Source organism: Lactococcus nasutitermitis (genome assembly GCF_018403765.1).
Classification (GTDB): Bacteria; Bacillota; Bacilli; order Lactobacillales; family Streptococcaceae; genus Lactococcus; species Lactococcus nasutitermitis.
Genome location: NZ_BOVQ01000003.1, coordinates 323,391 through 346,192, shown reverse-complemented (window position 1 = coordinate 346,192; position 22,802 = coordinate 323,391). Strand labels below are relative to the sequence as shown.

Annotated in this window: 20 protein-coding genes, 2 tRNA genes, 1 pseudogene and 2 riboswitches; of the genes and pseudogenes, 20 read left to right on the top strand and 3 right to left on the bottom strand. The window is 38.1% G+C overall.

What is annotated here, in order from left to right:
* Window positions 1-4 precede the first annotated feature (4 nt).
* The 5 genes from KJS36_RS04375 (at window position 5) to KJS36_RS04355 (ending at window position 3,145) form a co-directional block, all read left to right on the top strand.
* Window positions 5-76, top strand: a tRNA-Gly gene (locus KJS36_RS04375).
* Window positions 77-112: 36 nt separating this feature from the next.
* Window positions 113-197 (top strand) — tRNA-Leu (locus KJS36_RS04370).
* Window positions 198-347: 150 nt separating this feature from the next.
* Complete coding sequence (locus KJS36_RS04365) at window positions 348-1,229, top strand: class II fructose-bisphosphate aldolase (protein ID WP_213534687.1); 882 nt, start codon at window positions 348-350, stop codon at window positions 1,227-1,229.
* A gap of 206 nt (window positions 1,230-1,435) precedes the next feature.
* Window positions 1,436-2,545, top strand: a complete 1,110-nt coding sequence (locus tag KJS36_RS04360) for a DUF4097 family beta strand repeat-containing protein (RefSeq protein ID WP_213534684.1) — start codon at window positions 1,436-1,438, stop codon at window positions 2,543-2,545.
* Between the two features lie 147 nt (window positions 2,546-2,692).
* Window positions 2,693-3,145: a PspC domain-containing protein gene (locus KJS36_RS04355; RefSeq protein ID WP_213534682.1), complete on the top strand. Its 453-nt coding sequence runs from the start codon at window positions 2,693-2,695 to the stop codon at window positions 3,143-3,145.
* Between the two features lie 171 nt (window positions 3,146-3,316).
* Here KJS36_RS04355 and KJS36_RS04350 read toward each other — a convergent pair whose 3' ends face one another.
* Window positions 3,317-4,066, bottom strand: coding sequence for a biotin--[acetyl-CoA-carboxylase] ligase (locus KJS36_RS04350; RefSeq protein ID WP_213534680.1), 750 nt, complete (start codon window positions 4,064-4,066; stop codon window positions 3,317-3,319).
* A gap of 129 nt (window positions 4,067-4,195) precedes the next feature.
* Between KJS36_RS04350 and KJS36_RS04345 the strand changes: the two genes are divergently transcribed.
* The 3 genes from KJS36_RS04345 (at window position 4,196) to rny (ending at window position 8,653) form a co-directional block, all read left to right on the top strand.
* Window positions 4,196-5,383, top strand: coding sequence for an SAM-dependent methyltransferase (locus KJS36_RS04345; protein ID WP_213534678.1), 1,188 nt, complete (start codon window positions 4,196-4,198; stop codon window positions 5,381-5,383).
* 89 nt (window positions 5,384-5,472) lie between these two features.
* A riboswitch (SMK box riboswitch) is annotated at window positions 5,473-5,558 on the top strand.
* On the top strand, window positions 5,556-6,749 hold the full coding sequence (gene metK / locus KJS36_RS04340) for a methionine adenosyltransferase (protein ID WP_213534675.1): 1,194 nt from the start codon (window positions 5,556-5,558) through the stop codon (window positions 6,747-6,749). (Overlaps the previous riboswitch by 3 nt.)
* A 308-nt stretch (window positions 6,750-7,057) precedes the next feature.
* Window positions 7,058-8,653 carry a ribonuclease Y gene (gene rny, locus KJS36_RS04335; RefSeq protein ID WP_213534673.1) on the top strand — a complete coding sequence of 532 codons (1,596 nt, stop codon included), beginning with the start codon at window positions 7,058-7,060 and terminating at the stop codon, window positions 8,651-8,653.
* A 152-nt stretch (window positions 8,654-8,805) separates the two neighbouring features.
* On the opposite strand, the gene KJS36_RS04330 is transcribed toward rny, so the two are convergent.
* Window positions 8,806-9,447, bottom strand: coding sequence for a TetR family transcriptional regulator (locus tag KJS36_RS04330; protein ID WP_213534671.1), 642 nt, complete (start codon window positions 9,445-9,447; stop codon window positions 8,806-8,808).
* Between the two features lie 174 nt (window positions 9,448-9,621).
* Here KJS36_RS04330 and KJS36_RS04325 point away from each other — a divergent pair, with 174 nt between their 5' ends.
* The 12 genes and pseudogenes from KJS36_RS04325 to KJS36_RS04270 all read left to right on the top strand — a co-directional run bounded on the left by KJS36_RS04325 (window position 9,622) and on the right by KJS36_RS04270 (window position 21,841).
* Entirely contained in the window at window positions 9,622-10,578 is a 957-nt protein-coding gene (locus tag KJS36_RS04325; RefSeq protein WP_213534669.1) for an ATP-binding cassette domain-containing protein, read from the top strand.
* 1 nt (window position 10,579) lies between these two features.
* On the top strand, window positions 10,580-11,401 hold the full coding sequence (locus KJS36_RS04320) for an ABC transporter permease (RefSeq protein ID WP_213534667.1): 822 nt from the start codon (window positions 10,580-10,582) through the stop codon (window positions 11,399-11,401).
* Between the two features lie 155 nt (window positions 11,402-11,556).
* On the top strand, window positions 11,557-12,165 hold the full coding sequence (gene gmk / locus KJS36_RS04315) for a guanylate kinase (protein ID WP_213534738.1): 609 nt from the start codon (window positions 11,557-11,559) through the stop codon (window positions 12,163-12,165).
* A 34-nt stretch (window positions 12,166-12,199) separates the two neighbouring features.
* Window positions 12,200-12,511 (top strand): annotated as a pseudogene (rpoZ, locus tag KJS36_RS04310) (DNA-directed RNA polymerase subunit omega); the annotation flags it as partial.
* A gap of 284 nt (window positions 12,512-12,795) precedes the next feature.
* Window positions 12,796-15,177 (top strand): primosomal protein N', encoded by a 2,382-nt coding sequence (locus KJS36_RS04305; protein WP_213534665.1) that lies wholly within the window; start codon window positions 12,796-12,798, stop codon window positions 15,175-15,177.
* 5 nt (window positions 15,178-15,182) lie between these two features.
* Complete coding sequence (locus KJS36_RS04300) at window positions 15,183-15,557, top strand: nuclear transport factor 2 family protein (RefSeq protein WP_213534662.1); 375 nt, start codon at window positions 15,183-15,185, stop codon at window positions 15,555-15,557.
* 29 nt (window positions 15,558-15,586) lie between these two features.
* Complete coding sequence (gene fmt / locus KJS36_RS04295) at window positions 15,587-16,537, top strand: methionyl-tRNA formyltransferase (RefSeq protein ID WP_213534660.1); 951 nt, start codon at window positions 15,587-15,589, stop codon at window positions 16,535-16,537.
* The gene (rsmB, locus tag KJS36_RS04290) at window positions 16,527-17,831 is read left to right on the top strand and encodes a 16S rRNA (cytosine(967)-C(5))-methyltransferase RsmB (RefSeq protein WP_213534658.1); all 1,305 of its coding nucleotides are present in this window, start codon (window positions 16,527-16,529) and stop codon (window positions 17,829-17,831) included. Before fmt ends, rsmB begins: the two co-directional genes overlap by 11 nt.
* Window positions 17,832-17,885: 54 nt before the next feature.
* Complete coding sequence (locus KJS36_RS04285; RefSeq protein ID WP_213534656.1) at window positions 17,886-18,665, top strand: Stp1/IreP family PP2C-type Ser/Thr phosphatase; 780 nt, start codon at window positions 17,886-17,888, stop codon at window positions 18,663-18,665.
* On the top strand, window positions 18,665-20,566 hold the full coding sequence (gene pknB / locus KJS36_RS04280; RefSeq protein WP_213534733.1) for a Stk1 family PASTA domain-containing Ser/Thr kinase: 1,902 nt from the start codon (window positions 18,665-18,667) through the stop codon (window positions 20,564-20,566). Before KJS36_RS04285 ends, pknB begins: the two co-directional genes overlap by 1 nt.
* Before the next feature lie 162 nt (window positions 20,567-20,728).
* The gene (gene rpsO / locus KJS36_RS04275) at window positions 20,729-20,998 is read left to right on the top strand and encodes a 30S ribosomal protein S15 (protein ID WP_213534654.1); all 270 of its coding nucleotides are present in this window, start codon (window positions 20,729-20,731) and stop codon (window positions 20,996-20,998) included.
* A 154-nt stretch (window positions 20,999-21,152) separates the two neighbouring features.
* A riboswitch (THF riboswitch) is annotated at window positions 21,153-21,244 on the top strand.
* 51 nt (window positions 21,245-21,295) lie between these two features.
* Complete coding sequence (locus tag KJS36_RS04270; protein WP_213534652.1) at window positions 21,296-21,841, top strand: folate family ECF transporter S component; 546 nt, start codon at window positions 21,296-21,298, stop codon at window positions 21,839-21,841.
* A gap of 45 nt (window positions 21,842-21,886) precedes the next feature.
* Here KJS36_RS04270 and proC read toward each other — a convergent pair whose 3' ends face one another.
* Complete coding sequence (gene proC / locus KJS36_RS04265) at window positions 21,887-22,678, bottom strand: pyrroline-5-carboxylate reductase (RefSeq protein ID WP_213534650.1); 792 nt, start codon at window positions 22,676-22,678, stop codon at window positions 21,887-21,889.
* Window positions 22,679-22,802: the final 124 nt, after the last annotated feature.

Below are 22,802 nucleotides of genomic sequence, written 5' to 3'. Positions count from 1 at the left end.
ATTTGCGAACGTAGTTCAGTGGTAGAATACAACCTTGCCATGGTTGGGGTCGCGGGTTCGAATCCCGTCGTTCGCTTGAGTTGCTCTCCCAATGGGAGAGTTTTGAAAATATGCGGGAGTGGTGGAATCGGCAGACACGAAGGACTTAAAATCCTTTTCCATTATCTGGAGTACGGGTTCAAGTCCCGTCTTCCGCACTGGAAAAAGAGTAGATTTATATCTACTCTTTTATTTTGTGAAAAATGGAATTTTGGCAGCTCATACTAGAAAAAAAATTCACAAAATGCTATAATAGTTCTGTAGAAAAAAAGGCTGATGACAGTCTAAATATATCGGAGGAAATTGAAATGGCAATCGTTTCAGCAGAAAAATTTGTTAAAGCAGCTCGTGATAATGGCTACGCTATTGGTGGCTTTAACACAAACAATCTTGAGTGGACTCAAGCTATCTTGCGCGCAGCAGAAGCTAAGAAAACTCCAGTTTTAATCCAAACTTCTATGGGTGCTGCAAAATATATGGGTGGTTACAAACTTTGTAAAGACCTTATTACTGATCTTGTAGAATCTATGGGAATTACAGTTCCTGTTGCTATCCATCTTGACCATGGTAACTATGAAGCAGCTTTGGAATGTATCGAAGTTGGATATTCTTCATTGATGTTTGATGGTTCAGCTCTTCCAATCGAAGAAAACCTTGAAAAAGCGGAAGATGTTATCGCTAAAGCTCATGCTAAAGGTATTTCTGTAGAATGTGAAGTTGGTACTATCGGTGGTGAAGAAGATGGTATCGTTGGTGATGGTGAATTGGCACCTGTTGAAGATGCTGTTCGTATGGCTGCTTTGGGAGTTGATTTCTTGGCTGCTGGTATTGGTAATATTCACGGTCCTTATCCTGCTAACTGGAAAGGTCTCCATCTTGACCATTTGGAAAAATTGACAGATGCTTTGCCTGGTGTTCCACTTGTACTTCACGGCGGTTCAGGTATTCCTGATGACCAAATCCGTGCTGCTATCAAGCTTGGTGTGGCTAAAGTAAATGTTAATACTGAATGTCAACTTGCTTTCTGTGCTGCTATGCGCGAACACGTTGGTGTATTTAACGCTAACGAAGAAGAATACATGAAGAAGAAACTCTTTGATCCACGTAAATTCTTGAAACCTGGATTTGATGCTATCACTGCTTCTGTTGAAGAACGTATTGATGTATTTGGTTCAGCAAATAAAGCTTAAGTTGTTTTAACTTGAGTAAATGGAAGAAGTTTGTCAGTTTTGACAAACTTTTTTTCTGTCTTGAAAATTTTGACAGTTCTGTCAAAAAATATTTTTTAAAAATCAGTCCAAAGACTGAGTTTTTTTGATAAAAATAGTGAGATAATAAGAGTGTAGAAGTTGATGAACTTCATTACCATAGGTTTCTATAACAGGAAGGAATAAAAATGGCTAATAATAAAAAAGATAGAATTATGGATTTGATGCGTCGTGGTATCATTTCCGAGGACGAAGCGCTGGAATTGCTTGAGAAAGCTAACTTGACAGGCGAGGATAATCAGGGCGACACTGCTGATGATGCAAGTGATGGTAGTAGCAAGTTTAGCTACACAGATAAAGAGGGCTATGTTAATCATAATGTTGACTTTGCTGATTCGATGAAGAATACTTTTGAAAATTTATTTGAAAAGAGTAAAGAGGTTTTCAAAGGTGTTGCGAAATCAGTGGATGATAATATTGACTTTGGCAATGGTTTTCCAAAAGTGAAATCAGTTTCTACGGAAATTGAAAAAGACATTGATGGCGAATTTTCAGCGGTTAATCTTGACGTTAAAAATGGTAAGATAGCTGTAAAACCAGGTGAAAATGCGCACGTAAAAGTGCAATATAAAGTTTATGGTGCTGTTGAAAATGGCGATGTTGATGCTTATGTTGCTGAAAAAACAACGCTTGAAGTGATTGATAATATTTTGGAAATCACAACTTCTGGTCGTATTTCCGCAGAGGTTGAACTTTATTTGCCTGAAAAATCATACGATAAAGTTGCGTTAAATGTCTTACATGGCGAAATCGAAGTTGAGAAATTGGTGGCAGATGTGATTGAAGTCAGCCAGGTCAATGGTGATGTTGAGCTGAAAGAAACGACAAGTAAAAGCTTGACCGTGACAACTAAAAATGGCGAAATCAAGGCTATTGACGGACGTTCTACAGAGATGAATTTGAACTCAATCAATGGAAATTTCCGTGTGACCAATGACTTTGAAACAGCGGATTTGAGCTTGGTTAATGGGAATATTCTAGTTACTGAGTCTTCTGTTGGTGCGCGCAAACTCAATGTGAAAAATGTGAATGGCGATATCAAAGTGTCTGTGCCGGAAGCTCTGGGGCTTGTTGGTCACGTTCGGACAATCTTTGGAAGCTATAAAACACGTTTGAATTTGGATAATCCTTTTGAAGCTGGTCGCAACGGTGCTGCTGTTGTCCGTTCTGGTGAAAATACTTTAACTTTTGAACTTGAAACAAAATCAGGTACTATTTGGTTGAAAGATATTGATTAAAATGAGAATATCCACTATTCTTGATGATAAAAAATTAGTAAAATCTAATATCTGGATATATTCTTCGGTTGGGGGACTGGAAGAATATCATTGCTCGTTTGATAATTCCTAGCGGAAATTAAAATTTGATTAGAAAGGACTAAGAAAATGAATTCAAGACAATTAACAAAATCATCCGATAATCGGATGGTGAGTGGTGTCATTGCTGGAATTTGTGAATATTTTGGCTGGGGATCAGATGTGGTAACAATTCTGCGAATCCTCTATGTTATTTTGGCTTTCAGTAGTATGGGAAGTTTGATTCTGATTTATTTTGTAGCGAGCTGGATTATGCCAAGTGCAGGTCGGCGGAATTATCGTCAAGATTACCAAAGCTCAGAAAATAAATGGGAAGATAAAATTAATCGTAAAGCTGAAAAATGGAATCGCAAATTTGAAGAAAAAGCACGTAAATATGAAGATAAATGGTCAGGCTCATGGAATGAAACACGTTCAAATGATAGCTGGAATACTTCTTGGAAAGATTCAGACAATACAGGTCGTAAAATGAAAGAAGCAGAACCTGCTGAAGAAAAAGAAGAAGATTGGTCTGATTTTTAATATAAATCTTATTTTGACAGAACAGTCAAAAACAAATTCTCATAATTATCATTTTTGACAGCTTTGTCAAAAGTGAATTCACATAAATTTTTAATAATCTGGTGCGGTATCACCTTAAACTGCCCTCCTAAATAATAATAATAATAATAAATTGTAAAAAAATGGACTCATTCAAGTCCATTTTTTTAATGAAATTTCGCCACTAGAAAGAATTTTTTCTTCGCCGGTAAGTAAATGAACAATCAGTTCGCCATTTTCCGTCAAATCAACAGCTTGTCCTTCATAATGAATACCATTTTGTTCAAACTCGACTTGCTTGCCCAAAATGAATGAATGCGCTTTGTAAATGTTGTAAAAGTCGTCATTTTCTAAACGATGGAACTCTGATAGAATCTCAGCAACCAGCTCAGAGCGCGAAATCGTGGGAGGATTTTCTGTAAAAAGTGACGTTGCTTTTTCACGCAAATCAATAGGAAAATCCGTGATTGAAAAGTTAATTCCAACACCTATAATAATTTTGACAGAACTGTCAAAACTGACAGAAGACTCAGCGAGAATGCCGACGAACTTTTTATTGTCCAGATAAATGTCGTTGACCCATTTTATTTGTGGCTGCTTGTTAGTCAGTTTTTCGATAGCTGTAACGATAGCTGCAGCGGTCAACAGCGTGTATTCGGGAAGCTCGCTCAGTCTGCTAGAAGCTTTGAGAAGCAGGCTCATGTAGATACCGCCCGTGTCTGTCGCAAAATATCGCCTGCCAAAACGTCCGTAAGTTCCCAGTTGATTTTCGGTCATATAGAGCGTATTTTCATGATTATCAGCTTTTGCGTCCATTTGCGTGGAAACAGATTCCTCGGTAATTTTCACATCAGTAAGCCAAGGATTTCTCATCAAAATCAAATCTTTATCTAATTTTTCCATAAAAAAATTATAGCAAAATTGACAGAAAATTTACAGCAAAGCGTATTTCGGTAGCAAGTCTTTGACAAATCTGTCAAAGTGGCGTATAACTAAAATTGGAAAAGAATGAAAGGAACGAATAAATCTCTAATGGTATTAGAAAAAGCAATTTTAAATCGCGCGCTGTCACAAGCCTTTGACATTCCTGTCAGCGTCACTTATTGGAATGGAAAAACAGAAAACTACGGCGAAGGACTGCCACAAGCGCACATTAAACTGAATAAAAAATTCTCTTTAACGGATTTCATGGGAATGCCAACGCTCTTTCTTGCGGAAGCTTACATGAATGAAGACATTGATATTGAGGGCGATGTTCAGGCATTGATTACCTCCGCTTATCGCAAATCTGGTTCATTTTTGACGGATCAGAGCGGTTTTAAAGGTCTCTCAAAACTGATGCACGGACATTCACAAAAAGAAACACGTGAAGATATTCACAGTCATTATGACATCGGAAATGATTTCTATAAAAAATGGCTCGACCCAACGATGACTTACTCGTGTGCTTATTTTGAAACGGAAGATACAAGCCTTGAAGATGCGCAAAAAGCTAAAGTTCATCATATTTTGGACAAATTAAACAGCCAAACAGGCGGACGTTTGTTGGATATTGGCTGTGGCTGGGGAACGCTCATCATCACAGCAGCTCAAGAATACGGTCTTGAAGCAGTTGGAGTCACACTTTCCGAAGAACAATATTATTTTGTACGCAAACGCGTTGAAGACCTTGGTTTAGAGGATAAAATAAAAGTTTATCTGACAGATTATCGTGATTTGAAAGATGGCGATTTTGACTATATCACTTCTGTCGGGATGTTCGAGCACGTCGGCAAAGAAAATCTCGGAATGTATTTCCAAAAAGTTTATGACTACTTGAAACCAAATGGGCGCGCCTTAATTCACGGAATTACAGGACAGCATTATGGTGCAGGTGTTGACCCATTCATCGAAAAATATATTTTCCCTGGAGGTTACATTCCCAACGTCGCTGAGCAGGTCAATCATATCATGACAGCCGGTTTGCAGCTGGATGATTTGGAACCACTTCGCCGTCATTACCAAAAAACACTGGAAATCTGGGATGCCAACTATAAAAAAGTTTTTGACGAAGTTGTCAAAGACATGGGGAAACCCTTTGCACGGATGTGGGATTTATATTTACTCGCCTGTGCCGCAAGTTTTGAAGCAGGCAATATTGACGTCATCCAATTTCTCGTGACAAAAGGCGCTTCAGGGCAAAATCTGCCATTGACTCGCGACTATATGTACAAAAATTAATTTTGACAGCTTTGTCAAAAAATAAACCAGCTAAAAAAGTTTTTGACAGAACTGTCAAAACAAAAAAATTACAAATTGTGATAAAATATAAGAGTTACAATTTCCGAAGGTCGTTGTCTTCCCAGATAACGGTTTCCTGTAACCGAAAATAAGAAAGTAGGGGAAAAATTAAATGTCAGAAAAACGTTTATTCACATCAGAATCCGTTTCCGAAGGTCATCCAGACAAAGTCGCTGACCAAATCTCAGATGCTATTCTTGACGCGATTGTCGCGCAAGACCCAGACGCACACGTTGCCTGCGAAACAGTCGTTTACACAGGAACAGTCAATGTCTTTGGCGAAATTTCAACCACAGCTTACGTTGATATTGCAGGTGTTGTCCGCGATACCATCAAAAAGATTGGCTATACAGATAGCGAAAACGGCTTCGACTATAAATCCGTCGGTGTTCACGTCTCACTCGTTGAACAATCTCCCGACATCGCGCAAGGTGTCAATGATGCCCTCGAAGAACGTGGCAAAGAAGATAAAGATCCACTTGACCTGATTGGTGCTGGTGACCAAGGTATGATGTTTGGTTTCGCAACAAATGAAACCGCAGAATATATGCCACTTGCAATCTCACTCAGTCATAAACTCGTGAAAAAACTTGCAGACCTCCGCAAATCAGGTGAAATCAGCTATCTCCGTCCAGATGCAAAGTCACAAGTTACCGTCGAGTACGATGAAAATGACAAAGCAAAACGCATTGATACTGTCGTTATTTCAACACAGCACGCTGCCGAAGCAACAGCAGAACAAATTCACAGTGACGTGATTGAAAAAGTCATCAAAGCAGTCATTCCAGCTGAACTTCTCGATGATGAAACAAAATATTTCATCAATCCAACAGGCCGTTTTGTTGTCGGAGGTCCTCAAGGTGACTCAGGCTTGACAGGACGTAAGATTATCGTTGATACTTACGGCGGCTATGCGCCTCACGGTGGAGGTGCATTCTCAGGAAAAGATGCCACAAAAGTTGACCGTTCAGCCAGCTACGCCGCGCGCTATGTCGCAAAAAATATCGTTGCCGCTGGACTTGCAGACAAAGCACAAATCCAGCTCAGCTATGCGATTGGTGTAGCAACACCAACATCAATCAATGTTGAAACTTTCGGCACAGGCAAAGTTTCAGATGATGAACTTCTCGCCGCTGTCCGCAAAGTCTTTGACCTTCGCCCAGCAGGAATCATCAAAATGCTTGACTTGCTCCGTCCAATCTACGGACAAACAGCAGCTTACGGTCACTTCGGTCGCACAGATGTTGATTTGCCTTGGGAACATACAGATAAAGTTGCTGAACTCAAAGCAGTTCTTGGAAAATAAAATAAAAAAGTCTTGTTTATTCAAGACCTTTTGTCTGATTTTTTAATTTAACCTAAAATGATGTGGACGAGTATAAATTTTTGAACAAACGTACCCATTTTACAAACAATAAAAAAACAAAAATGACTTTTTAAAATATCAAAAAGTCATTTTTTTATAATAAAAAGTCATAAAATGAAAACGCTCAACCCTTAATTGAAAATTATCATGAAAAATGGTACAATAAGAAAGTATCTTGTATAACAGGATACCTATTAGACCGCTAAAATTGTTGAACCGCAACAGTTTCGGCTTTAAAAAGGAGACGTATGAACATTTTAAGTATTGTTCTAATCGTCTTAGTGATTGTATTAGCTATTGCTTTTATTTTTTATGCTCAAAATGTCAGGAAAAATCACCATGATGCAGAGTCGCTTTTCAGTGAAGCGGAAAATAAAGCAAATGAGATAACGGCACAAGCAAAACGTGAAGCAGACACTTTGAAAAAAGAAGCGCAAACTTTCCAAAAAGAGGCGCAACTCACACTCAAAGAAGAAGAACAAAAGCAACGTCGTGAAATCGAAAATGAATTTAAGCAAGAACGTAAGGAGTTAAAAGAAACTGAACAACGCCTAACCCAACGTGAAGAAGTCTTGGACCGTAAGGATGATACCCTTACTAAAAAAGAAAGAAACTTAGATTCCAAAGAAGAAAATCTCGGTAAAAAGACTGATACTCTCAATAAGCGCGAGCAAGAACTTTCAAATATTGAAGAGAAAAAACAGCAAGAACTGGAACACATTTCCCAGTTATCAATGAATGATGCGCGTGACATTATTTTGTCAGAAACTCGTGATGGATTGACAAAAGAAATGGCACAGATGATTCGTGCAAGTGAAGAAAAAGCCACAGCTGAAGCTGATAAACGTGCTAAAAATATTATTTCACTTGCCATTCAACGTGTATCTAGCGACTCAGTCGCTGAACAAACAGTATCTGTTGTGAACTTGCCAGATGATGGTATGAAAGGTCGGATTATTGGACGTGAAGGTCGTAATATTCGTACTTTTGAAGCTCTGACGGGGATTGATGTGATTATTGATGATACACCAGAAGCAGTTGTATTATCAGGATTTGACCCTATTCGTCGAGAAATCGCACGGATGACGCTTGAACAACTCGTACAAGATGGACGTATTCACCCAGCGCGTATCGAGGAACTTGTTGAGAAAAATCGTAAAGCACTGGATCATAAGATGCGTGAATATGGGGAGCAAGCAGCTTTTGAGGTTGGGGCACATAACCTTCATCCGGACTTGATGAAAATCATGGGACGCTTACATTTCCGTACCTCTTATGGACAAAATGTCTTAGACCACTCTGTGGAAGTTGCTTCAATTGCAGGAAATTTGGCTGCTGAGCTGGGAGAAAATGTTTCTCTTGCTAAACGCGCTGGTTTCTTACATGATATCGGAAAAGCACTTGACCATGAAGTTGAGGGAAGCCACGTCGAGATTGGTACAGAACTTGCACGTAAGTATAAGGAAAATCCAGTTGTTATCAACACAATCGCGAGCCACCACAATGATACAGAACCAAATTCTGTTATTGCAGTCTTAGTTGCAGCAGCTGATGCACTCAGTGCAGCAAGACCAGGAGCGCGTCGCGAATCTATTGAAAACTACATCAAACGTTTACGTGATTTGGAAAATATTTCCACAAGCTTTGATGGTGTTGAAAGTGCCTTCGCTCTGCAAGCTGGACGTGAAGTGCGCGTGATGGTAAAACCTGATAAACTCACAGATGATCAGATTGTAATTTTGGCACGTGATGTCAAAAATCGCATTGAAAGCGAAATGGATTACCCCGGAAATATCAAGGTAACAGTTATCCGCGAAACACGTGCGATTGATTATGCTAAATAATATTAAACTTTCCAATTTTGCGTTGGAAAGTTTTTTTGTGTAATAAATATAACGGTTGAAGAAGGAGCTAAAAAAGTGATTGATACTGAAAAATCCTTCTATTGAAAGAAGGATTTTTTGTTAATTTATGATGTTCTCAAATTGAGAGCATTTTATTTTTGACTTGCACCATCAATTATCAACTGTAAACCTGCGAGGAATTCTCCTTCGTCAGATAAACTTTCTTCTGTAATGGTCGGGTCTGAAATTTCAAGTAAATTGGGCAGACTTCCAAAAATAAAAAAGGAATCTGGAGGAGTGTCCTCATCAAGTGTATCGGTGCCTGATTGTTCCTCAATGACATGACCGAAAGTATAATGAATAGCAGTCATAACAATGAGACGAGAATTTTTATTATTTATTCCTGCTGAGCGTAGAGAAACTAGACAATATTCTATCAAGTAAGCGAGTGTGATGGCTGGGTAAAAATGGGCGCCAGTTACAATTCGTCCGCCATCACGAACTGATAGCATTGCCTTACGCAGCTGTAAAATGTTTTCTTTGAGCCAATCTTGCCAAGGTTCGTCTGGTTTACGAACTTGCAAGTCTCCCAAGGTTTGTTGCAAGAGATATTCTGCGATGTAGTCCACGAGAAGGGCTTTATTTTTAAAATGCCAATAAATTGCTGGTGCTTTGACGTCCAGTTTTTTTGCAATATCACGCAAAGAAAGCTCATTGTAGCCTTTTTCATCAAGTAATTCGATGGCTGCTTTGACGATTTCTAGTTGCCGCTTGCTAAATTCTATCTTTTTCATACTTTCATTATAACACGTTTCAAGAAAAAATTTAACGCTGTTCAATTTTCTACTTTTTGTAACTGAAATTTAATATTTCAATTTAACATTGTTAAAGTTTTTGCTTGACAATTCTCTTTAACAGTGTTAAACTATTTTTGTAAAGAAATTTAACGATGTTAAGGAGAAAATAATATGACAACAACAAATGAAGTTCTAGCTGTTGAAGCACATGGTTTAGTAAAAACTTTTGGAAATCATCGTGCAGTAGATGGTGTAGATTTGAAGATTAAAACAGGAAGGATTTGTGGTGTGCTTGGACCAAATGGGGCAGGCAAGACGACGACAATCAATATGCTTGCGACATTGTCAAAGCCAAATGGTGGGACAGCTAAAATTTTTGGCTATGATATTCAAAAAGAGGCGATGAAAGTCCGTCAGTTGATTGGACTGACAGGGCAATTTGCTTCGATTGATGAAAGTTTATCTGCGCAAGAAAATCTGCGAATTTTTGCCAGACTTCATGGACTTTCACACGCAGCAGCTAAACAAAAAACGGCAGATTTATTAGAAGAATTTGGACTGACAGATGCGGCGAAAAAATCACTGGCAAATTTCTCAGGTGGAATGCGACGTCGTCTTGATTTGGCAGCGAGTTTGATTAGTAATCCGCCATTGATTTTCCTTGATGAGCCAACAACGGGACTTGACCCTCGGACACGCACGCAGATGTGGGATACCATTCGCAGGCTGGTGGCAAATGGCTCAACGGTGCTACTCACGACACAATATCTGGACGAAGCTGACCAACTTGCTGACCAGATTGTCGTCATTGATAATGGGAAAGTGGTTGCTAATGACACGCCTGAAGGATTAAAAAAATCCGTCGGTAGTTCTAGCTTACAATTGACAGTCAAAAATGCTGATCAAGTGGAGCAGGCGACAGAGATTATCGAAAATGAACTTCAAGCAACAGTGCAGGTTCAAGATGTTACACGTTTGAGTGCGCCAATGCACAATACAGATAAGCTGACAGATGTTTTGATTGCTTTGAAAGAGGCCAATATTCAACTGACAGAAACTTCTGTCAAACAACCAAGTCTTGATGAAGTATTCTTTGCCTTAACTGGTAATAACAAGGGGGAAAATTAAAATGGAAAATACAGCAAAAATCATTCCTGCAACAGAGCGGAATTTAAAAAATCATATCAGTTTTAGTTTAACTGTAAAAAATGCACTGACATTTACTTATCGTGCCTTACTCAAAACGATTCATAATCCTGAAACTTGGATGGATATTACGATTATGCCGATTATGTTTACGCTTTTGTTTACTTATCTGTTTGGTGGGGCAATTGCGGGTTCAATCAAGGCTTATTTACCTACGATTATTCCGGGAATTTTGATTCAAACGCTTGTGACTTCAACAGGAACGGCGGGAACAAATCTGCGTGAAGACACGGATAAATCCATTTCCAATCGTTTTAAGTCAATGCCGATTTCACGGATGGCGCCACTCGTGGGGACTTTAACCGCTGACCTTGTGCGTTATGCAGTGGCAGGGATTATCGTCTTTGGGATGGGCTATATCCTGGGCTTTCGTCCAGCGGCAGGAATTGGTGCAGTCATCGTCAGTATTCTCTTTATGATGATTATTGCTTGGTGTCTTTCTTGGCTCTTTAGTTTTCTTGCTATGTCAGTCAAGTCTGTAACAGCAGCCTCGACGACAGCAATGTTGATTATGTTTCCGCTGAGTTTTCTGTCAAATGCCTTTGTACCAACAAATACATTACCAAGTGCCTTGAAATTCTTTGCCAATCACATCAATCCTGTATCTTATGCTGTTTCTGCGGTACGTCATATCCTTGAAAAAGGGACGATTGATGGAAACTTTTGGGGAGCGTTGGTTGCAGCAGCAGTGATTTTGATTATCTTTGTACCGCTGACTTATATGACTTATAAGAAAAAAGGTTAAAACAAGGTATAAAATTACTTGAGTCTAATAAAATCGCAATTAAGCGATTTTTTATTTACTAAAATAATTAAACTAAATATATCTTTTTTGTTACAAAGAATAGACTTTACTTGTGCTTTCTGATAAAATTGGATTTAAAGATAGGAGAGTGAATGATGTCTGAACGTGGCTTATTGATCGTTTTTTCTGGACCTTCTGGTGTTGGAAAAGGAACGGTTCGTTCAAAGATTTTTGAAGATAAAACAAATAAATTTGAGTACTCAGTGTCGATGACAACGCGTAAACAAAGACCTGGCGAGGTAGATGGAAAGGATTATTATTTCCGGACACGCGAGGAATTTGAGGAAATGATTCGCCAAGGGCAGATGTTGGAATATGCGGAATATGTGGGGAATTATTATGGAACGCCATTGACTTATGTCAATCAGACACTTGACCAAGGGCGCGATGTGTTTCTTGAGATTGAGGTGCAAGGTGCTTTACAGGTTAAAGAGAAAGTGCCAGATGGTGTATTTGTTTTTCTGACACCGCCTGATTTGGTGGAATTGCGTGATAGACTGGTTGGTCGTGGGACGGAGAGCGTCGATGTGATTGACTCGCGGATTGCTAAGGCAAAAGAAGAAATTCGTTTGATGAGTGAATATGATTATGCTGTGGTTAATGATGAAGTTGCACTTGCTGCTGAGCGGGTAAAGCGAATTATTGAAGCAGAACATTATCGTGTAGATCGTGTGATTGGTCGTTATCGACACATGATTGATTAAAATAAGATTAGAAAATAAAAAGAGGTAAAGCATTATGATGTTAGAACCATCTATTGATAAATTGTTGGAAAAGATTGACTCAAAATATTCTTTGGTTATTTTGGAATCAAAACGGGCACATGAGTTGCATGACGGAGAACGTCCTACAAAAGAATTTAAGTCTGTAAAAAATACTTTGCGGGCATTGGAAGAAATTGCAGATGGAACGGTGAGCATTCATCCAGCTCCAGAAGCAAAACGCAAGACTTTGGTTGAGAAACGTGAACTTGAACGTTTGCAAGCTAAGATGAGAGAAAAACTCATTAAAGAACAGATTGCTAAAGAAGAAGCTGAGGAGGAAGCAAAACAAAAAGGTGCGCGTGCATCGAAAGAATCTGCTGAAGAAGCTTCTGCTGAAGTTTTAACAGAAGATACAACGGCTACTGAAAAAGCGCCTGAAGCAGAAGAATAAAATAAAAGCAAAAAGCGCACGATGAAGCGCTTTTTGTTATAATAGAAAGATAGTTTGATTGTTTTTTGTCGGAACTAGGCTAATTTATTTACCTAGTTTTGCCAAAAATTATAAAGAGATAATAGTTCGATTAGAAATGCGCTGAAACTTATTTAAAAGATGTGAGGAGGATTAAAAAAATGAAAATTGCTAAGGTTATTGTTGATATTCCTCTGATGCAGACGGACAAAGCATTTTCTTATCTTGTGCCTACTGACTTAGAAAATTTAGTCGCTATTGGAATGCGTGTTCACGTGCCTTTTGGTAAAGGAAATAGATTGGTTCAGGGGATTATTATTGATTTTGAGGATACTAAAAATTTGGCAGAAGCAGATAAACAAATGAGTCTATCTGTGCCTATGTCAAAAATATCTGAAAATCTCAAAGAGATAGCAGAAGTGCTGGATTTAGAACCTGTATTGACTGAGGAGCAGTTGTGGTTGGCTGATGAGATGCGACATTCAGTTTTTTCTTATAAGATTTCCTGCTTGAAAGCAATGCTGCCTAGTCTGCTTAATTCTAGTTATGATAAGCTTTTAACGGCGGCTAATGGTGATGAAAGTTATTGGTCTCAACTTACAGAAAATGAAAAAATAAATGTAATGAAACAGGTTAAATCTGGTGAGATGACGGTGACTTACATTGCCAAATCAAAAGAAAATAAAAAAGTTATTAAATTTTTATCAGTTATCAATCGAGAAAAATTAAAAAACTTAGAAATTTCTAAAGCTGCTAAAAAAAGAGAAGAATGTCGTCAATATTTGTTAGAGTTAAATGGGAAAATTTCTCAGAAAGATTTTCCATTTTCGCGGGAAGTGATGAAATATTTTATTGATAATGATTTTCTTGAAATATCAGAAGTTGAGACTTCGCGGACACAGTCGGTTTTTGATGCAATTCATTTTGATGAGGCTAAAGAGTTAAATGATGAACAAATGTTGGCTTTTCAAACAATTATTACCAGTTCAGAAAAGCCATATTTGCTTGAAGGAATTACGGGTTCAGGCAAGACAGAAGTGTATTTGCAGGTCATTGAGCATTTTTTGAAAAAAGGGAAAACAGCGATAATGTTGGTGCCTGAAATTTCGCTGACACCTCAGATTACGAATCGTTTTATTGCTCGTTTTGGAGAAAAAGTTGCGATTATGCACAGCGGACTTTCTGATGGTGAGAAGTACGATGAATGGCGTAAAATCAGGTCTGGTAAGGCGCGAGTTGTGGTTGGTGCGCGCTCAGCGATTTTTGCTCCTATGGAAAATATCGGAGTCATTATTATTGATGAGGAGCATGAAACAAGTTATAAGCAGGACTCAAATCCGCGCTATCATGCGCGTGACCTTGCTTTGTTGCGTGCAAAGTTTCATGATGCTTGTTTGGTTTTAGGCTCCGCAACTCCAAGTTTGGAAAGTCGTGCGCGGGCGATGCGTGGTGTTTATCAGCTTTTACGTTTGACTAAGAGAGCAAATACCAGCGCTCTTTTACCAGAGGTAAAAATTGTTGATATGCGTGAGCAAATCAATGATAAATCAGCAAATTTTTCAACTCTTTTGTTGGATAAAATGAGAGAAAAACTAGAAAAGCATGAGCAAATCATATTGATGCTGAATCGACGTGGCTATTCTAGTTTTGTGATGTGCCGTGAATGTGGTTATGTTGTAGAATGTCCAAATTGCGATATTTCATTGACTTTGCATATGGACACTCGTACGTTGAATTGTCATTATTGTGGGCATCAGGAAGCTATTCCACAGCTTTGTCCAAATTGTCAATCGCGGAAAATTCGTTATTATGGTTCTGGGACACAGAAAATTCAAGAAGAATTAGCTGAACTTTTGCCAGAAGCGCGTGTTTTGAGAATGGATGTTGATACGACAAAAACAAAGAATGCGCATGAGAAAATTCTAAATAAATTTTCATCTTACGAAGCAGATATTCTACTTGGAACACAAATGATTGCAAAAGGATTAGATTTTCCTAATGTTACTTTGGTTGGAGTTATCAATGCTGATACAGGATTAAATTTACCAGACTTTCGAGCAAGTGAACGAAGTTTTCAGTTGTTAATGCAGGTAGCGGGGCGCGCAGGACGTGCAGATAAAAAAGGTGAGGTTCTGATTCAAACTTTTAATCCGAGACATTATGCTATTCAGCTTGCTCAGGAACAAGATTATGAGAAGTTTTATGAGAGAGAAATGAATTTTCGGAGAACTCTCTCATATCCACCTTATTATTTCACAGTTCAAGTTCTTGTTTCTCATAAAAATAAAGAAGTTGTTGTGAAAAAATCTTATGAAATTGCCAGCTTGCTCAGAGCAAATTTATCTGAAAAGGCAAAAATATTAGGACCAACAGCGCGTCCGATTGCTCGTACACATAATCTATATCATTATCAGATTTTGGTGAAATATCGTTTTGAAGATGACTTGGAAGCTACATTAAATCAAGTTCTTGATTTAACACAAGAGAGAGAAAATAAGGATTTACGGATTATGATTGACAGTGAACCTCAGAATTTTGTGTGAACAATATGAAAAAAGAAGAAATTTTTAAAAGTTATATAAGAGCTTGGCTAAAAAAAGATGTGAATTTATTTTTGACAGTTCTGTCAAAAAATATTACGGTGACGGAATGCTTTGGCGCACAATATCAAGGAAGAACAGAAGCTGAAAAATGGTTTTTAGATTGGACAGGAGCTTTTGACAATTCTGTCAAAAAATGGGAAGTCATAAATAGCTATTTTGACGGGAATATAGCGTTTTTCACATGGACTTTTGACTATATTTATAAAGGAAAGTCAGATATTTTTGATGGAATTTCAGTTGTTACATTTGAAGATGATAAAATAAGAGAAATCAAAGAGTATGAAATGAAACATGAGAAATTTCGTCCATACAACTCTTAAAAATGAGATAAAAATAAGGAGGATATTAAATGACAAAAACAAAAATTATATTTATGGGAACACCAGATTTTGCGGCAACGGTCTTAAAAGGACTGATTGAGAGCCAAGATTATGAGATTTTAGCAGTTGTAACGCAGCCAGACCGCAAAGTAGGACGGAAACAACAGTTACATATGACACCGGTAAAGGAACTTGCACTTGCTGAAAATCTCTCTATTTTTCAACCTGAAAAATTATCGGGAAGTTCGGAAATGACGGATATTATGGCATTGAGTGCAGATGGGATTGTAACAGCTGCATTTGGACAATTTTTGCCGACAAAATTGCTAGAGTCCGTGAAATTTGCAGTCAATACGCATGCTTCGTTACTTCCAAAATATCGTGGAGGTGCGCCTATTCATTATGCAATCATGAATGGGGATGAAGAAGCTGGTGTGACAATCATGGAAATGGTGAAAAAAATGGACGCTGGAGATATGATTTCACAGCGTGCAATTCCGATTTTACCTGAGGATAATGTTGGTACAATGTTCGGAAAATTAGCGATTGTTGGACGTGATTTATTACTGGAAACATTGCCAAAATACTTATCTGGCGAGGTAATACCAGTGGCACAAGATGAAAGTCAGGTCACATTTTCTCCGAACATTTCATCGGAAGAAGAAAAAATTGATTGGACACGAACAAATCTGGAAATTTTTAATCAAATTCGCGGTATGAACCCATTTCCAGTTGCACATACGACATGGCAAAATGAACGATTTAAAATTTATGAGAGTAAAATGACAGAAACAGATAATCTCACAGCTCAACCGGGAGAAATCTTAGAAAAAACAAAGAAAACTCTAAAAATTGCAACTGGAAATGGTGCATTAGAACTCCTTACAGTCCAACCAGCAGGAAAGCCTAAAATGGATATTGTTAGCTTTCTGAATGGTTTAGGACAAAAATTAGAAATAGGTGAAAAACTTGGCGAATGAACATAATCCGCGTCGTGTCGCGTTGAACACATTGAATGCCGTCTTTAATGACGAGGCTTACGCCAATATTGCGCTCGATGAGAATTTAGTCGTATCCAGACTTTCAGAAATTGATAGAAACCTTGTTACAGCGCTGGTTTATGGGACAATTTCCAAGAAAATAACTTTAGAATGGTATCTCAAACCTTTTGTCAAAAAATCTAAGAAATGGGTTAAAAATCTCTTACTTTTGACGATTTATCAGATGATTTATATGGACAAAATCCCGACATCAGCAGCAGTTGATGAAGCGGTAAAATTGGCTAAGAAGCAGGGAGACCCACGTTTAGCAGGATTTGTCAATGGTGTTCTTCGCAATTTTTCACGCACACCACTCAGAGAATTTGACGAGATTAAGAGCAAAAATGAGCGTTTATCCATACAATATAGTATGCCAGAGTTTCTTGTCAAAAAATTTATCAAGCAATTTGATTTTGACAGAACTGTCAAAATTTTAGAAAGTTTGGACAAGCCAAGTAAGGCAAGTTTGCGTGTCAATACAGCAGTTGCAACAGTTGATGATGTCCAAATGAAATTTGACAAACTTGTCAAATCCGAACTTTCTCCAGTTGGACTTGTTGCTGATAGTGGAAATTTTGCTAAAACCCTAGAATTCAAATCTGGCTGGTTTACCATGCAAGATGAGACAAGCCAGCTTGTCGCACCACAGCTTGATATCACGGGGACAGAAGAAATTTTAGATGCCTGCGCAGCACCGGGTGGAAAGACAACACATATTGCGACTTATCTCACAACAGGTCACATCACAGCACTTGACCTTTATGACCACAAGCTCAAACTCATTGAACAAAATGCACGGCGCCTGCAAGTTGCTGATAAAATTATCACAGAAAAATGCGATGCAACAAAAATTTCTGAACATTTCACAAAAGAATTTGACCGTATTTTAGTTGATGCACCTTGTTCAGGGATTGGACTTATTCGTCGCAAACCAGATATTCGTTACCGTAAAGAAAGTTCGGATTTTACCAATTTGCAAAATATCCAACTCGAAATTCTCGACAGTGCTGCAAAACATTTGACAAAAAGTGGTATAATGGTGTATAGTACCTGTACAATATTCGATGAGGAGAATTTTGATGTTGTCGAGAAATTTCTTGCAACACATTCCGACTTCGAACAGGTAGAGATTGCGCATGAAAAGTCTGATATTATCACAAAAGGCTGTGTATTTATCACACCAGATATGTATCATACAGACGGATTTTTTATCGCAAAATTCAAGAAAAAATGAATAAGCGAGTTTTTGACTCATTCATTAACAACTTTATTCTTGTAAGGAGAAAAAGTGAAATACAGTATTTTATCTGACATTGGCTCAAAACGTACAACCAATCAAGACTATGCCGATAGTTTTGTCAATCGTGCAGGTTACCGTCTCTTTTTGCTTGCAGATGGTATGGGCGGACACAAGGCAGGAAATGTCGCAAGCCGTCTCACAGTTGAAGACCTCGGAAAACTCTGGTCAGAGTCATTTTTTGATGGCACAACTTCAACAGAAACAGTTGAGACTTGGCTTCGTAACCAAATCCGCAACGAAAATGAAAATATTGCAAATCTCGGAAAACTTGATGAATATCATGGTATGGGAACAACGCTTGAAACCTTGTTAATTAAGGATGAGGAAGCAATTTCAGCTCACGTTGGGGACAGTAGAACATACCTTATTCGTGATGGACAGCTTACAAAAGTGACAGTTGACCATTCTCTCGTCCAAGAACTTGTTGATGCAGGGCAGATTACCGAAGAAGAAGCTGAAGTTCATCCAAACAAAAATATCATCACACGTTCCTTGGGGCAAACAACGGAAGTTCAAGCAGACATTCAAAATTTTCCATTGCAAGAAGGCGATATTATTTTGATAAATTCTGATGGATTGACAAATATGGTCTCAACAGCGGAGATTTTGGATATCCTGTCACAAGACGATATGAGCTTGGATAGCAAAGCAGAAGCTCTTGTCAAATTGGCAAATGAACATGGTGGTCTGGACAATATCACAGTCGTTTTAATTCAATTCGTAGCAGAAGAAAACAATCAAGAAATTTCGCCTCAGGAGGAAAATTGATGATTCAAATCGGAAAAATTTTCGCCGATCGTTATCGGATTATCAAAGAAATCGGCAGAGGCGGGATGGCAAACGTTTACCAAGGGGAAGACACTTTCCTAGGTAATCGACAGGTTGCAATTAAAGTTTTACGTTCAAATTTTGAAAATGACAATATTGCTATTGCTCGTTTTCAGCGTGAAGCATTTGCGATGGCAGAGCTTTCTCATCCTAATATCGTAGGTATTTCAGACGTCGGAGAGTTTGAAACGCAACAATATATCGTCATGGAATATATTGAAGGCATGACGTTGAAGCAGTATATCAATGAAAATGCTCCTTTATCAAACGATGAAGCCATTGAGATTACCATGGAAATTCTCTCGGCAATGGAGATGGCGCATTCTCATGGAATTATTCATCGCGATTTAAAACCGCAAAATGTATTGGTTGCGCTGAATGGCACAGTGAAAGTAACGGATTTTGGTATTGCCAAAGCCTTATCAGAAACAAGCTTAACGCAAACAAATACAATGTTTGGCTCTGTTCATTATCTCTCGCCTGAACAGGCACGAGGAGCCAACGCAACGGTTCAATCTGATATTTATGCGATTGGAATTATTTTATTTGAACTATTAACAGGTCAAATACCATTTGACGGTGATTCTGCTGTCGCGATTGCCCTTAAACATTTTCAAGAAAATATCCCAAGCATCATCAATCTTAATAGTAGCGTCCCTCAAGCATTAGAAAATGTCGTTATCAAAGCAACAGCGAAGGATACAAAAAATCGTTATCCTGATGTCACGGAAATGATGAACGACCTTGCGACATCAACAAGTCTTGACCGTCGTGGCGAGACAAAAATTATCTTCAAAAAAGATAATGATGCCACACGAATTATGCCAGCAAATCTCATCAATCCTTATGACACAAAACCATTGATTGATAAGAAAGATGAACTTAAAAGCGATGAAACGCAGGCAGAAAATCTTTCAGAAAATCAAGATATTAATGACAAGCACAAAAAAACTAAGAATAAAAAGTCCAAAAAAGGACTTATCGCTGCTCTGATAGTCATTCTCTTAGTTGTTGCAGGTTCTGCTACTGCATGGGTCATGCTAACACCGCATAATACAAAAGTTCCTGATGTTGCAGGAATGACAGTGTCACAAGCAGAAGCAAAAATAAGAGATGCTCATCTCAAAGTTGGAAGTGTTGAAAAGCAAGGTAGTAGCACTGTTAATACTGGGGATGTTATCAAAACAAATCCAGATGCAGGAACACAAGTTCGGACAAATAGTTCAGTAGATATTTATGAATCTGAAGGAAATCCAGATGAGTTTACCCTAGAAAATTATGTTGGTAAGAAATATAATGATGTTTATCAGAAGCTCTTACAAGCTGGTGTGGCAGATGAACAAATTGTAGAAAACTCTGTTTCAAGTGATGCACCAAAAGGAACGATTATCAAGCAGACACCAGGGAAGGGAAAAACAATCACTCTTGGAGGAGATGATGTAATCACCTTTGAAGTTTCTGCTGGTAAACTTGTTGCTGTACCAGACTTTTCGCACCAGACTTATACTGCTTATAAAGCAACTTTGGAGGCCGCCGGCTTTACAAATGTTGTACTTGACCCAGTCAATGAGTCAAGTAACCAATCATGGGATGGTTATGTATGGCAAGTCAATCCAGATGTTGGACAAGAAGTTGATCCAAGTAAACAAATTGTTGTAACTTACAGTGTTTATGTTGCACCAGCAACACCACAATCATCATCAACAACAGAGTCAAGTACTACAGCGAAAGAAAGTTCAAGTCCAGAGTCATCAAGTTCTTCTGAACCAGCAACAACGACAAATAGTAGTTCTCAACCAGCTTCAACAACGACACAATCAAGTTCAAGTAAAGCACAATAGTTAAAAAAATCTGTCAGGATTGACAGATTTTTTTTAACCGAACTTGCTAAAATCATAAAAATAGTGTATGATAAAAATGTAGTTTTTTACAACTCATACTTGGCTTACCGCTTTGCCAGCAGTTTGCTCAGTCTGAGCATTAAATTTAAAGGAGAAAAACTCATGGCTATTTCTAAAGAAAAGAAGCAAGAAATCATTGCTCAATACGCACGCAAAGAAGGCGATACTGGTTCACCTGAAGTACAAATCGCTGTACTCACTTGGGAAATCAACCACCTTAACGACCACATCAAAACTCACAAAAAAGACCACGCAACTTATCGTGGTTTGATGAAAAAGATTGGTCACCGTCGTAATCTTTTGGCTTACCTTCGTACAAAAGATGTACCACGTTACCGTGAATTGATTGCATCACTTGGACTTCGTCGTTAATAAGAAGTTTCAGATAAGATTTTCATGTGAAAATCTTATTTTTAACATTTTGATAGTTCTGTCAAATCTGACAGAACTATTTTTTTATTTTTGACAGAATTGTCAAAAGCAAAAATGTGTGTTATATTAGAAAAGTAATAAAAAATTACATCAAAACAGAGTAGGAGTTGTGCGTTAAGTGTTGCAAGATGGGATGTCGCTTGCAAACGAAGGGAAAACCCGCGGTACAACTCTGCATCCGCTGTTTGTGGTTGTCACAAACAGTGTTACTCTACCTTAAAATAAAAGGAGATTAACATGAATTTTAGATTAAAAATTAGCCTTAGGACGTTTGTTCTTTTGGCAATTTTGCTTGCAGCAGGTATTGTGCTAGGACGTTTTAGTCTTGGAAATAGCTTGGTACGTGTCAGTCCCAATTTTGTCACAAATGTATTGATTGGTGCAGTTGCTGGACCACTTTGGTCAGGGATTGTATTGGCACTTGGAGATATTATTGGTGTTCTGTTTTCCGGAGCGGCATATTTTCCTGGATTTACCTTCTCAGCATTTTTGGTTGGGCTGCTCTATGGAGGGTTCTTTTTTAAAAAGAAACTAAACATCAATCGTTGGCAAGATTGGCTTTACACACTTTTTGCCTTTATTATACTTATGTTTGTTGAGACGACAACTTTTGATACGCTGTGGATTTGGATGATTATGCCAACGCACACATGGCACAGCTTTGAAGTTCTCTTTAAATTAAGACTGTTCTTACTCATACAAATTCCAATAAAAACAGTTGTTATCATGCTCATTGTTCCAACTCTACAAAAAATTAAAACATTAAATAAAATATTATCATAATAAAAAATTCTTGAGCCATCCCCTCAAGAATTTTTTTGAAAAAACTTAACTCAGTTTTTTCTCTTTATCAATCGTTGCTGTAATCGCATCAATGACGGTTCCAACGAAACGGTTTTGTTCTAAACTCACAACACCAGCAACTGTGGTACCACCAGGACTAGAAACTTTATCAACTAATGACCAAGGATTTTCATCAGAAGTCAAAACCATATCAGCTGAAGCAGCAACTGTCTCGGCGACAATCTTTGTTGCTGTTGCTTTAGGAATACCATGCAAAACACCGGCGCGTGCCAGTGCATCAATAAACATATAGATATAAGCAGGACTTGAGCCAGCAAGAGCTGTGAATGCAGAAAAATCTTTCTCAGCTATTTCATGTACCGTTCCAACACTAGCAAAAATTGTTTTAGCAAACTCATAAATATCGTCGGTCACATATTCATTACGAACGATGGCCGAAGTAGATTTTTGAATTTGAGCGTTTATATTTGGCATCACCCGGATAATTGGAATACTTTCAGCCTTTGTCAAATGTTTCAAATCGCTCAGAGTAAAGCCCGCTGCGATAGACAAAAGTGTCTTTTCTGGAGTTAATACTGGAGCAATTTCAGATAAAATAGTAGGTAAAACCTGCGGTTTAATTGCCAAAACAATCACATCTGATTTTTCTACTAATTCTTTGTGAGCATTTACAGCAGTTACAGAAAGTTCGCTTGCTTCTCCTTTTGTTTTTTCAAAATCACGTCCAGAAATCAAAATATCAAATTTTTGTTTGTCAAGCCCAGAAATAATCGCGGTTGCCATTTTTCCAACACCGATAAATCCAATAGTTTTCATAATACTTTCCTTTTCTTAAAAATTAAATTATAGTAAAAGCTTTTCATCTATTTTACCATAGAAAAGAAGCTTCACCGCTTTTTGAGCATTTTGTGGTATAATCTAAGTGATATTTGATAATTTT

Bases quoted from the DNA above. Each gene is read 5' to 3' on its own strand.
- proC (WP_213534650.1), bottom strand. From the start codon at position 22,678: ATGAAAACTATTGGATTTATCGGTGTTGGAAAAATGGCAACCGCGATT.
- gmk (WP_213534738.1), top strand. From the start codon at position 11,557: ATGTCTGAACGTGGCTTATTGATCGTTTTTTCTGGACCTTCTGGTGTT.
- pknB (WP_213534733.1), top strand. From the start codon at position 18,665: ATGATTCAAATCGGAAAAATTTTCGCCGATCGTTATCGGATTATCAAA.
- KJS36_RS04320 (WP_213534667.1), top strand. From the start codon at position 10,580: ATGGAAAATACAGCAAAAATCATTCCTGCAACAGAGCGGAATTTAAAA.
- KJS36_RS04345 (WP_213534678.1), top strand. From the start codon at position 4,196: ATGGTATTAGAAAAAGCAATTTTAAATCGCGCGCTGTCACAAGCCTTT.
- KJS36_RS04350 (WP_213534680.1), bottom strand. From the start codon at position 4,066: ATGGAAAAATTAGATAAAGATTTGATTTTGATGAGAAATCCTTGGCTT.
- KJS36_RS04270 (WP_213534652.1), top strand. From the start codon at position 21,296: ATGAATTTTAGATTAAAAATTAGCCTTAGGACGTTTGTTCTTTTGGCA.
- KJS36_RS04300 (WP_213534662.1), top strand. From the start codon at position 15,183: ATGAAAAAAGAAGAAATTTTTAAAAGTTATATAAGAGCTTGGCTAAAA.
- KJS36_RS04360 (WP_213534684.1), top strand. From the start codon at position 1,436: ATGGCTAATAATAAAAAAGATAGAATTATGGATTTGATGCGTCGTGGT.
- rny (WP_213534673.1), top strand. From the start codon at position 7,058: ATGAACATTTTAAGTATTGTTCTAATCGTCTTAGTGATTGTATTAGCT.
- metK (WP_213534675.1), top strand. From the start codon at position 5,556: ATGTCAGAAAAACGTTTATTCACATCAGAATCCGTTTCCGAAGGTCAT.
- KJS36_RS04355 (WP_213534682.1), top strand. From the start codon at position 2,693: ATGAATTCAAGACAATTAACAAAATCATCCGATAATCGGATGGTGAGT.
- KJS36_RS04305 (WP_213534665.1), top strand. From the start codon at position 12,796: ATGAAAATTGCTAAGGTTATTGTTGATATTCCTCTGATGCAGACGGAC.
- fmt (WP_213534660.1), top strand. From the start codon at position 15,587: ATGACAAAAACAAAAATTATATTTATGGGAACACCAGATTTTGCGGCA.
- KJS36_RS04330 (WP_213534671.1), bottom strand. From the start codon at position 9,447: ATGAAAAAGATAGAATTTAGCAAGCGGCAACTAGAAATCGTCAAAGCA.
- KJS36_RS04365 (WP_213534687.1), top strand. From the start codon at position 348: ATGGCAATCGTTTCAGCAGAAAAATTTGTTAAAGCAGCTCGTGATAAT.
- KJS36_RS04325 (WP_213534669.1), top strand. From the start codon at position 9,622: ATGACAACAACAAATGAAGTTCTAGCTGTTGAAGCACATGGTTTAGTA.
- rpsO (WP_213534654.1), top strand. From the start codon at position 20,729: ATGGCTATTTCTAAAGAAAAGAAGCAAGAAATCATTGCTCAATACGCA.